This window comes from Pseudoalteromonas sp. (assembly GCF_041613455.1).
Taxonomy (GTDB): Bacteria; Pseudomonadota; Gammaproteobacteria; order Enterobacterales; family Alteromonadaceae; genus Pseudoalteromonas.
Map to the genome: position 1 here is coordinate 1 of NZ_JBFJHD010000243.1, position 4,242 is coordinate 4,242.

Sequence of the window (4,242 nt, forward strand, 5' to 3'; positions counted from 1 at the left end):
CGCCGCTTTACCGTTGATAAATTATCAGCCGAGCAACTTATTGATTATGGCTCGATGAACCAAGCAATGGGGCAGTTTATCCGCGCGGGTGTAATTGGCAAATTAAATGTGTTGGTTTCAGGGGGAACGGGCAGTGGTAAAACCACATTGCTAAATATTTTATCTGGATACATTCCTAAATCAGAAAGGATTATCACCATAGAAGATTCAGCGGAGCTACAATTACAACAACCCCACACGGTACGTCTAGAGACGCGTCCAGCTAACATTGAAGGCAAAGGCGAGGTTAACCAACGCGAACTGGTAAAAAACTGCTTAAGAATGCGTCCTGATCGTATTGTAATTGGTGAGGTACGTGGTGCCGAAGCAATTGATATGTTAGCGGCAATGAACACCGGGCATGAAGGCTCGTTAACCACCTTACATGCAAATAGTCCCAGAGACGCCTTAGGCCGGCTTGAAAATATGATATGTATGGGCGGTTTTGACATGCCCATTCATAATATTAGAGCGCAAATTTCTTCGGCAATTGATTTAGTGATCCAATTACAGCGTCACGAAGATGGCTGTCGCCGTATTACCAGTATTCAAGAAGTAACTGGTATGGAAGGCGATATGATCACTATGTCAGAAATTTTTACCTTTGAGCGAGAAAGTACTAACGCAGAAGGCCAAGTAACAGGCCACTTTCGCGCAACGGGCGTGGTGCCTTTATGTCATAAACAACTTAACACTAAAGGAATTGACGTTCCATATCACTTGTTTGAAGTTGATTTACCCAACAGGCAATTTTAACGGGAGTTCTCATGAGTCCACAGTTATTTTTTCTGCTTTTAGTTTTTGCCATAGTGGTATTGTTGGCGCAAAGTTTGTTTGTTTCGGTATATAACCCGCAGCGCGCTAATACCAAAAAATTAAAACAACATTTACGCAAGTTAGCGCCAGGAAATGACAAGTTACAGAGTACCTTGCTGCTAAGTGATAGGGTTAATAAGCTACCCCCATTTAGGCGCTGGCTCGAATCACTGCCTGTAATTGCAGATTTAACTTATAAAATGGAGCTGTCGGGCTCGAAATGGTTAGGCCATCAATATTTACTGCTGGCTTTAGTTGTCAGTGCGCTCGCCAGTATTCTTATGTATTACTTCAGTAATGATAAGGTATTTAGTGTGTTATTTGCGCTGATAGTGTTACTCGGCTTTCATTTTATGCTAAACAGGCGCATTAACCAACGAATGGAGCGTATTGAAGCGCAGTTTCCCGAAGCGTTAGATGTTTTAAAAAGGGCCTTACAAGCCGGTTATGCGTTTAGTGATGCTATAAAACTGGTATTTGAAGAGATGAAAGGTGATTTACCTGACGAATTTAAACTAATGTTTAACCGGATTAATTATGGTGATGATATTAAAATGGCCTTATTACACTTTGTAAAACGTGTGCCGAGCACCTCTGCAATGGCATTTTCGAGTGTGGTTGCAATTCAAAAGTCGACCGGCGGCAACTTAGCCGAGAATATCGATAATTTATCGAAAATTATTCGACAACGCTTTACCTTCAAAAGAAGGATAAAGACACTGTCGGCAGAGGGGCGTTTATCTGGCTGGGTTTTAGTGCTGATGCCGTTTGTATTATTTGCAGTGTTGTATTTGACATCGCCTAGTTATGTGAGTGAATTAACCGGAACCGAAGATGGTATTGGCCTGCTGAAGATTGGTGGAGTCGGTATGCTTATTGGGATTTATTGGATTAAAGAATTAATCAAAATTGAGGTGTAACTCATGGACTATATACAAGGGTTATTAAACAGCTTTATTGCCGACTCGCAACAGGTGCGTTGGGTTATTCTTTTTGTGGCAGGTTTGGCCGGTGTTACATTCGCGTTAGCCGGTTATTATTTAATCTCTGGTATGTATTCTCCTATTAAAGCACAGTTAGCAAAACTGCAGCATCAACCTAGTATCAGTAAGGGGGGGTATGAAGAGTATGCGCACTCATTAGAACATAACTTAGATAAATTAAAATATATGCCTTTTATTCACAGCAGTTTTGCTGGCGATAAAAGTACACGAAAATTATTAATTAATGCCGGTTTTCATTCACAAAACGCGTTAAAGGTTTATAACGCGCTGAAAATATTATCTGTCATACTGGGTATTAGTTTAGCCATTATCATTATGAAGTTTATGGGTGATGTGAGTTTTATGATCACCATTTATATCTTTGCTATAGGTTTTGGTTTGTTTTATGTGTTGCCAGGGCTCATTTTAACCCGCTTAGCAAATAAGCGGATGCTGAGTATGAATAGGTATTTCCCCGATGCGTTGGATTTATTGATTGTATGTTGTGAATCTGGCCTAGGCTTATTAGAGGCCTTTCAGCGGGTGGCCAACGAACTGATGTTTGTGCATCCAGAATTAGCCCATGAAATAAGCTTAGTGTGTAAAAAAGTCCGCGTGGGCGTGTCTATGCAGCAAGCGTTACAGGAATTTGGTGATAGAACCGGCTTAGAAGGGATTAAAGGCTTGAATTCGGTAATTGTACAAAGCCTTAGATTAGGCACTGGGGTGGCGCAGACGGTAAGGGTGTATGCCGAAGAATATCGCGATAAACGCCTGCAAGCCGCAGAAGAAAAAGCGGCTAAGTTGGGGGTGAAAATGATTTTTCCGATGATGCTGTGTATTTGGCCGTCTTTTTTTATTGTTGCTGTTGGCCCCGCGGTATTAAAAATAATGAATGTATGGGATAAGGCTTTTTAATTATGAATTATTATACACACAAAAATATCGTCATAATTTTGGTAACCCTAGTGCTTTTTTCGGCAATGGGCTGTAGCTCTACGAATAATGCAAATCGCGCATCAGCCAAAGAGCAAGCAAATAGCGCCAGTAATTTAGCGGCGTCAAAGCAGGCTTTGATTACATCTGCTCTAGAAGAAGAAAGTAACAACCAATGGCAAAAGGCCATATATTTTTATATTCAAGCATTGGAATTAGCGCCCGAAGATGTGGCGCTTTTATATCAAGTAGGGGTGTTACAAAACCGTTTAAATAACCCTAAATTAGCGATGCGTGCTTTTACAAAAGCAATTGAGATAGACCCACAGTATGGGCCCGCGTTAGGTCAGGTGGGGATTAGTTACCTAGAGCAGCAACAGTTAGATAAAGCCAGAAATTATTTGTATCATGCGGTGTTATATGATCAGCAACGTTTAAACAATGCTGACATAGAAACAGCTATTGTACCGCTCGATCAAGATTCGCCATTGCTAGCTTATAATGCTTATGCAGTGATAAAAGATATGGATAATCAACACACTTACGCGCAAGATGTATTTATTACTCTGTTAGGCACACAGCGCAATCAGTCGTTAATTTACACTAACTTGGGCTACTCTTATTACTTAACTAATAACTATAAACAAGCACAATATTACTATAAAAAAGCCCTTGACCACGATCCCCACTTTAAGCGCGCAAAATTAAATTTAGGCTTGATTTATGTACGCTATGGCCAGTACAACAGCGCGTTACGCTTATTTAAGCAAGTAATGACTGAAGCACAAGCTTATAACGATATTGGTTATTTATTGATGCTAGATGGGCGCTTAAAAGAGTCAGAATACTTTTTACAAACAGCGGTTGAGTTATCACCCTCTTATTATAAAAAAGGTAACATTAATTTACAAAATACCCAGTCGTATTTAAGGCAAGGGCAAACCAATATTGCATTACCTTATCAATCGAACCAATAACGGGGCAGTTTTGTGGCTAATAATGGGCTTTAACAAACAACCGACATGCAGCGTGTAGGTGTACTAAAAAGTGCACCGTTGGCGGAAATATTTTGTAAAGCAGTGCATGAGCAGCGAACACAACTGAAACTTGCCAGCGTTGGCAATAGAGGCAGCCAAGAGCTGATGAAAACTAAGGGATAAATGTGGATTTTAAGCGTAAACAGTCACTACTATGCCGATAAATTAGCCTATAGGTGTTATTTAACGGGAAAGTTCGCTTAAATAGGAGGTAATAATGAATAATCAAATTATTGGGATATTACTGATTGTGATGGGTATAGCGCTAGTGACTTGGGGGTATAATGTGTACGATGCAACAAATGTAAACGAAATGGTTGCCTTCAGTGTTGAGATACCTTTAGCAGCTTGGCTTAGTATGGGCTGTGGGGCAATTACTATTTTAGTTGGTTTTATTAAAATTAATGAGTGCGATTAACTGTGAGTAGGGC

Annotated in this window: 5 protein-coding genes; all 5 read left to right on the forward strand. The window is 40.3% G+C overall.

The features are described 5' to 3' along the window. Positions 1–795 (forward strand): CpaF family protein (locus ABYB02_RS15185; RefSeq protein ID WP_372763246.1); only part of this gene is annotated, 795 nt, incomplete at its 5' end. An 11-nt stretch (positions 796–806) separates the two neighbouring features. Then, the gene (locus ABYB02_RS15190; RefSeq protein WP_372763247.1) at positions 807–1,775 is read left to right on the forward strand and encodes a type II secretion system F family protein; all 969 of its coding nucleotides are present in this window, start codon (positions 807–809) and stop codon (positions 1,773–1,775) included. Between the two features lie 3 nt (positions 1,776–1,778). Further along, positions 1,779–2,756, forward strand: coding sequence for a type II secretion system F family protein (locus tag ABYB02_RS15195; RefSeq protein WP_372763248.1), 978 nt, complete (start codon positions 1,779–1,781; stop codon positions 2,754–2,756). Between the two features lie 2 nt (positions 2,757–2,758). Continuing rightward, the gene (locus ABYB02_RS15200) at positions 2,759–3,751 is read left to right on the forward strand and encodes a tetratricopeptide repeat protein (protein WP_372763249.1); all 993 of its coding nucleotides are present in this window, start codon (positions 2,759–2,761) and stop codon (positions 3,749–3,751) included. A gap of 277 nt (positions 3,752–4,028) precedes the next feature. After that, complete coding sequence (locus ABYB02_RS15205; RefSeq protein ID WP_372763250.1) at positions 4,029–4,229, forward strand: DUF3185 family protein; 201 nt, start codon at positions 4,029–4,031, stop codon at positions 4,227–4,229. Positions 4,230–4,242 lie beyond the last annotated feature (13 nt).